Origin of the sequence: Brevundimonas sp. (assembly GCF_031082345.1) — a bacterium.
GTDB lineage: Bacteria > Pseudomonadota > Alphaproteobacteria > Caulobacterales > Caulobacteraceae > Brevundimonas.
The window spans coordinates 1-6,489 of record NZ_JAVHLH010000167.1; the positions used below are offsets into that span (position 1 = coordinate 1).

Genomic DNA, 6,489 nt, shown 5'->3' on the forward strand with positions numbered 1-6,489 from the left:
ATCGACTCGGCGCGGGTCGCGAACGCCTTGGCCGAACGCGAGCCGCGCCTCCGCCCCGTCGCCGCGCGGCCGGACCTGCAACCTTGCGTGCGGATGGACGAGGCGGTGCGCGACAGTCCCTCCTGGCCGGCGGGCGGGGCCGTCGCCGGCGCCGCCTATGGCGAGATGTTCGCGGCGCTGGCGCCCGATCAGGCGGAGGCGGCGCGGCGGCGCGGGCTCGACATCGGTCTCAGCCGGGCCCTGTGCCGCGTGAACTGGCACGCCGACGTCACGGACGGCGTCCGGATCGGCCGGGCCGTCTATGAGCAGGCCGCGACCACGCCCGAATTTTCGGCCGATCTGGAGGCCGCGCGGGCCGAGGTCGCCGCCGCCCGGGTCGAAGGCCTGACCAACCCCGCCTGCGCGGCCGAGCGCCGGGCTCTGGGACCTATGCCGGCCGCGGGCTGACCAGCGAGCCGTACAGGTCGGTGCGACGGTCGCGGAAGAAGCCCCAGGCGGCGCGGTGGCGGTCGATGTAGTCGAGGTCGAAGGTGTGGACCAGCGCCCCCTCCTCCTCGCGGCCGAAGCTCTCGACCAGGTCGCCGCGATGGTCGGCGATGAAGGACGAGCCGTAGAAGACCTGTCCCGCCTCGTTGACCCGTTCATGGCCGATGCGGTTGGCGCCGACCACGGGCACGACATTGGACACGGCGTGGCCCTGCATGGCGCGGCGCCACGGGTCGGCGGTGTCCAGCTCCTTGTCATGCGGCTCCGAGCCGATGGCGGTCGGATACATCAGCACCTCGGCGCCCTGCAGCATCATCGCCCGGGCGGTTTCGGGGTACCACTGGTCCCAGCAGATGCCGACGCCGATGCGGCCGTGGCGGGTGTTCCAGACCTTGAAGCCGGTGTCGCCGGGCCGGAAATAGTATTTTTCCTGATAGCCGGGGCCGTCAGGGATGTGGCTCTTGCGATAGACGCCCATGGCCGAGCCGTCGGCGTCCAGCATGACCATGGAGTTGAAGTAGTGCGGCCCCTCGCGCTCGAAGATCGAGACGGGGATGGCGACGCCCAGTTCGGCGGCCACGGGCTGGAGGGCCGTGACGCAGGGGTGCTCGCGCCACGGATGGGCGGTGGCGAACCACTTCTCTTCCTGGCTGACGCAGAAATACGGCCCCTGGAACAGTTCCGACGGCAGGATGACCTGCGCGCCCCTGCCCGCGGCTTCGCGGACCAACTGGATGGTCTTGTCGATATTCGCCTGCAGGTCCTCACCATACGAGGTTTGCAGGGCGGCGACGGAGATTGTGCGGGCCATCAGGCGGGCTCCTGCTGGGAGATGCAGTGGAACGACCCGCCGCCGCTGAGAATGGCGATGGAGGGAAGCGTGATGATCTCACGGTCCGGGAGCACCGTCTTCAGTCCCTGACAGGCCAGGTCGGCGGCGCGGGCGTCGCCATAGGTCGGCACGATCACCGCGCCGTTGGCGATGAGGAAATTCATGTGGCTGGCGGGCGCCGGACGCCCGTCCCCGTCGTCGACGAAGCCGGGCGACGGCAGGCGCAGCAGCTTCAAGGATGCTCCGGTCGCGTCTGTCATCTGCGACAGCGCCCGCGCCACCGCGTCATAGACGTCGTCGTTCGGGTCATTGCGTCCCCAGGCGATCGGGCACGCCACCACCCCAGGCGCGACGAAGCGGGCCAGGTTGTCGACGTGGCCGTCGGTATGGTCGTTGAGCAGGCCGTCGCCCAGCCACAGCACCTTGCGGGCGCCGAGCGAGGCGGTCAGCGCGGTTTCCGCGGCGGCTTCGGTCCAGTCGGGGTTGCGGTTGGGGTTCAACAGGCACTGGCGGGTGGTCAGGATCGTGCCCCGCCCGTCGTGGTCCAGCGCCCCGCCCTCGAGGATGAAGTCGTGGCGATCCAGAGGCGTGCCCGAGGCCTTGCCGATCTGCGTGGCGACGGTGTCGTCATGCTCCAGTTCGTACTTTCCGCCCCAGCCGTTGAAGCGGAAGGCGGCGGCCCGGGCCGAGCCTTCGCCGAAGATCGGGCCGGTGTCGCGCAGCCAGATGTCGCCGAAGCGGCCGTCGATCACCTCGACGCCGTCGACGCCTGCGAAGCGCGTCCGGGCGTCGGCCAGGGCCTCGTCCTTTCCGACCAGCAGCTTCACCCGTTCGCGCCCGGGGCCGGCGAGGGCGCGGACCAGCGCCTCGACCTCGGCCTGCGCCGGCTCAAGATTGTCCTCCCACAGCTCGGCATGGCTGGGCCAGCCGACCCACATGGCGCGATGCGGCGACCATTCGGCGGGGACGGGGGTGTTCATGGGCGGGCGATTCCTGGAGGGCGGCGCACGGGTCAGCCGCGCCAGATAGACATCCTGCCCCCCGACTTCAACGCGCGGCGGTCAGGGGGCTGACCGACGCCGGATGGTCTGATGGCCGGGCTGGCCGAAATCGTCGGCCGCTTATGGTCCAAATCGCGTCGAACTGGTCGCCGTGAGAACAAAAGAAAGGGGGCGGCCCGTCGCCGGACCGCCCCCGATCTGTCTTGCCGTGCGCGGGACCTAGTAGGCCATGCGCAGGGTGGCCATCCAGGTGCGCGGAGCGCCGATCTGGGCGAACGGGCGGCTGTAGCCCGGCTGGCCCGGCGTGGCCGAGGTACGGGTGCCGAGGCCGCCGTAGTATTCCTCGTCGAACACGTTGGTGACGTTGAACTGCAGATAGGTGCCTTCGTAGCCCATCGGCGCGAAATCGACGCGGGCGTCGAGGTCAACGATGGTGAAGGCGTCGTCGCGCAGGTCGTTCACGTCGGTGATCCAGCGTTCGCCGGTGTACTTGGCCTGGACGCCGGCCGAGAACATCTCGTTGAACTCGTAGCTGGCGCGAGCCGAGAACATCATGTCCGGCGTCTCGACCAGTTCCTTGCCGGCCGTGGCGGCGATGGCGCCGCCGCTGTTCAGGACGTAGTCGTCCTGCAGTTCGCTATCCAGGAAGGAGGCCGAGGCGTAGAGGCTGAGGGCCTCCACCGGCGACCAGCCCACCGAGGCCTCGATGCCCTGCAGTTCGACCGAACCGACGTTGCGGTCGACGAAGGTCGCCAGGTCTTCGTCGAAGGTGTTGACGATCCGGTTGTCGTAGTTGGTGCGGAAGCCGGCCACCGAGGCGACCAGCGTCGACGAGGTGTAGCGGTAGCCGATGTCGAAGGTCTGGGTCTCTTCCGGCACGACGTTCGGGTTGCCGACCGAGCCGTCCGCCAGACGACGCACGATGTAGAGGCTGTCCGTGCGCGGGGCCGACAGGCTTTCGGCGTAGCTGCCGTAAACCGAGTGGCCTTCGCCGAAGCGGTAGGTGGCGCCCAGGTTCGGCAGGATGTCGTCATACTTCACCGTGCGCGAATAGGGCGCGATGAAGACGGTGTTGCCCTGGGAGGCGAAGCGGACATCGCCGAACGGGATGGCGCCGCCGCCGGTGAAGGTCGTCAGCGGGGTCTCGGTGGTGCAGCGGACGCTGGACGACGAGTTCCGGGAATAGCAGTACTGATTCAGTTCCCGCTCGAAGAAGGGCGCGCGGATGCCGATGTTGACGGTCAGGGCGTCGTCCATGAACTGGCCGCGGTATTCCAGCGAGAACTGGTTCAGCGAGGCGATCGACTTGCGGTCGCGCGACTGCAGATTGTAGCCGTCGAGGTTGACGACGCGGTTGGCTTCGTCATTGCGGCCGCCGAACCAGTCGACGAAGCGCGGGTTGGACGGATCGTCGAAGTTGACGAAGCCATACTGGCCGTACTGACGGTGACGGCCCCAGTCGAGCGCATAGGCGGCGCGCAGGCGGTGGTCGTCGTTCAGGTCCCAGATCAGCGAGGTGTTGAGGCCATAGCGGTGGGTGTTGGTGTTCGACGGCGTCATGACCCGGACGCGGTCCAGGGTGTCGCCGTCGCCGTTCAGGTCGACGCCGCCGGCCGCGAACGAGCCGCGCAGCAGGGCGTCGGTCTCGGACAGAACCGCCTGCTGGGTGCCGCCGTTGGCCAGGACGTACTGGAACGACGGGTCAACCGTCAGGACCAGGCCGTCCATCAGGGTGAAGCGCGAGTTGCCGCGGATGTTGCCGGTGTTCGACGGGTTGACGCGCAGGCCGTAGAAGCCCGTGCCGTTGGTGTCATTGTCGGCCACGCCGGTGCGGAAGGTCGGGGCGGTGTAGGTGGTGTCGAAGTCGATTTCCCAGCCGCGCGGGTCGGTCTCAACCGCGTCCACGCAGACGATGGTCTGGGCGACGTCGCAGAAGCCGGTGGCCGTGCGCAGGCTCGGGCCGTTGTAGTTGTTGTTGCGGTTCTCGTTGTAGTGACCCGACAGGGCGACGAAGTCGCCGTTGTCGCCGAGCGGCTGGTAGATGCGGGCGTTGTACTGCTGCTTATCCAGATCGCCGAGGCCCTTGAACTTGTCATAGTCCTGGAAGGAGGCGGCGAACCAGGCCGAGGTGCCCCAGGGACCGAACTCGCCGGTGTCCATCAGGAACATGAAGCGGCGGTAGTCGAAGTCGCCGAAGGAGGCCTGGCCCCAGCCGCCGAACTCGCGGGCCGGACGGCGGGTCATGTAGTTGATGGTGCCGCCGGTGGCCGAGGCCGTGGGGCTGTCGACGTCGGTGGTGCCGGTGTTGACCGAGGCGCGCTCGATCAGTTCCGGGTCCAGCTGCTGGTTGGTGTAGGTGGCGTAGTTGCCCGTGTCGTTCAGCGGAATGCCGTCGAAGGTCAGCGAGACGCGGTTGCCGTCGAAGCCGCGCAGACGGATGTTGCCGCCCGACGAGCCGTAGGGGTCGGCGTTGGTGAAGCTGAGGCCCGGCGTCAGGTTCAGGGTCTGCAGGATGGTCTGACCGGCGGCCTGGGTGGAGATGAACTCCTGATTGATGGTGTTCCGCGTCTTGGCGACGGTCTCGGCGACCGCCAGGCCGTCGATGTCGCGCGGCCCGCGCTGACCGGTGACGACGACGGTGTCGACTTCCGTGGCTTCAGCCGCGGTCGTGCCCGACGATTGGGCGGAAGCGGCGCCGGCGGCCAGGAAGCCGGTGAAGAGGGCGGTCGTCGCCCAGAACACGCGTTTGCGGTTCGTCATTGTCATCTATCCCCGATGAAGAAAGAGCGCGTGCGCTCGGCGTCCGGCGGCAGCCGGCTGAAATCCCGCTCCCTCTACGGGCCCCGTCGGAAAGTGGGACGACATTCGTGTGACAGTGAGATGACAGCCGGGGTCGGTGGCGCGGGAGACACACCGTTGTGGGCGGATCGCCTGTGGATGGCTCTGTCCTGACCCGTCGCTAGGCCGCCGCGGCGCCCCAAACGGCCCGGAGGCGCTCCGTTCTTCCGCAGAACCGGCTGTAGCCGGCGTAGCGGACCGGATTGCGGCGGGCGAAGTCCTGATGCGAGGCCTCGGCCGGCCAGAATCGGACCGCATCGCGAACGGGCGTGACGAACCGGGCCGCTCCAATTCGGCCTGCCGCCGCGCGGCGCGAGGCCTCCGCCGCCGGCCTCTGGGCCGGGCTGGCGAAGACCGCGGTCGCATAGGACGGCCCCTGGTCGCAGAACTGTCCGTCCGGATCGGTAGGGTCGATGGTCAGCCAGAAGCGGTCCACCAACTGGCGATAGCTCACACGGGCCGGGTCGTAGGTCACCTGGACCGCTTCCAGATGGCCGGTCGAGCCCCGGACGACCTGTTCGTAGGTCGGACGGGCCGTGGCGCCGCCGGCGAAGCCCGACACCGCCGCCACCACCCCGGGAATCCGTTCGAAATTGGCTTCCACGGACCAGAAGCAGCCGCCGGCGAAGACGGCCGTCTCGCGCCGGCCGCTGTCGCCGTCCTGCGGTGCGTCGGGCGCGCTCTCCGCCGGCCCTGGAGAACAGGCGACGAGGCTGAGGAATATGAGGCTGATGAGTGGGCGGCTGGACATCAGGAAACTCCGGGCGAGGACCGTGACACTGCATACGGACGCCGGCCCGGAATGGTTCACCACCCAGGCGGACAAAGCAAAACCGCCGGCCCCGTGAGGGACCGGCGGTTCAGTTTGTCGCCGTGCCCGTTCCGGCCTTGGGGCCGGAGCGGTCGTCGACGTCAACTCTTTAGAAGTTGATGCCGATGGTGGCGCGACGGTTCAGAGGCTCGCGAACGCCGTCGGCGGTCGGGCGGGCCAGGGCGGTTTCACCCTTGCCGTCCAGCGAGATGACGCCGCCGTTGACGCCCTGGGCGACCAGCGCGTCCGCAACGGTGCGGGCGCGGCGGTTGGACAGGCCGACGTTGTAGGCGGCCGAGCCGGAGGTGTCGGCGTGGCCGACGACCAGCACGCGGGTCGGACGGCCCGACTTGGCGTAGTTGGCCGCTTGCGTCACCACCGAGGAGGCTTCGGCCGTCAGGTCGGAGCGATCCCAGTCGAAGTAGACCACGAACTCACGCGCGACCGGAGCCGGAGGCGGCGGCGGCGGCGGGGGAGGCGGCGGCGGGGGAGGCGGCGGCGGCGGCGGGGGCGGCGGCGGC

Annotated in this window: 5 protein-coding genes and 1 pseudogene; 1 reads left to right on the plus strand and 5 read right to left on the minus strand. The window is 69.0% G+C overall.

Features of this window, described 5'->3' with window-relative positions:
- Window positions 1-447: pseudogene (locus RDU12_RS10995) on the plus strand (PA-phosphatase); the annotation flags it as partial.
- Here RDU12_RS10995 and aguB read toward each other — a convergent pair.
- The 5 genes from aguB to RDU12_RS11020 all read right to left on the minus strand — a co-directional run.
- Complete coding sequence (gene aguB / locus RDU12_RS11000) at window positions 428-1,297, minus strand: N-carbamoylputrescine amidase (RefSeq protein WP_300290782.1); 870 nt, start codon at window positions 1,295-1,297, stop codon at window positions 428-430. The pseudogene RDU12_RS10995 and the gene aguB overlap by 20 nt on opposite strands.
- Window positions 1,297-2,298 (minus strand): agmatine deiminase family protein, encoded by a 1,002-nt coding sequence (locus tag RDU12_RS11005; RefSeq protein WP_300290784.1) that lies wholly within the window; start codon window positions 2,296-2,298, stop codon window positions 1,297-1,299. The genes aguB and RDU12_RS11005 overlap by 1 nt, the downstream gene beginning before the upstream one ends.
- Before the next feature lie 240 nt (window positions 2,299-2,538).
- Window positions 2,539-5,079 (minus strand): TonB-dependent receptor, encoded by a 2,541-nt coding sequence (locus RDU12_RS11010; protein WP_300290786.1) that lies wholly within the window; start codon window positions 5,077-5,079, stop codon window positions 2,539-2,541.
- 199 nt (window positions 5,080-5,278) lie between these two features.
- The gene (gene msrA, locus RDU12_RS11015; RefSeq protein WP_300290789.1) at window positions 5,279-5,908 is read right to left on the minus strand and encodes a peptide-methionine (S)-S-oxide reductase MsrA; all 630 of its coding nucleotides are present in this window, start codon (window positions 5,906-5,908) and stop codon (window positions 5,279-5,281) included.
- 169 nt (window positions 5,909-6,077) lie between these two features.
- Window positions 6,078-6,489: OmpA family protein (locus tag RDU12_RS11020; RefSeq protein ID WP_308684618.1), on the minus strand; the 412-nt coding region annotated here is incomplete at its 5' end.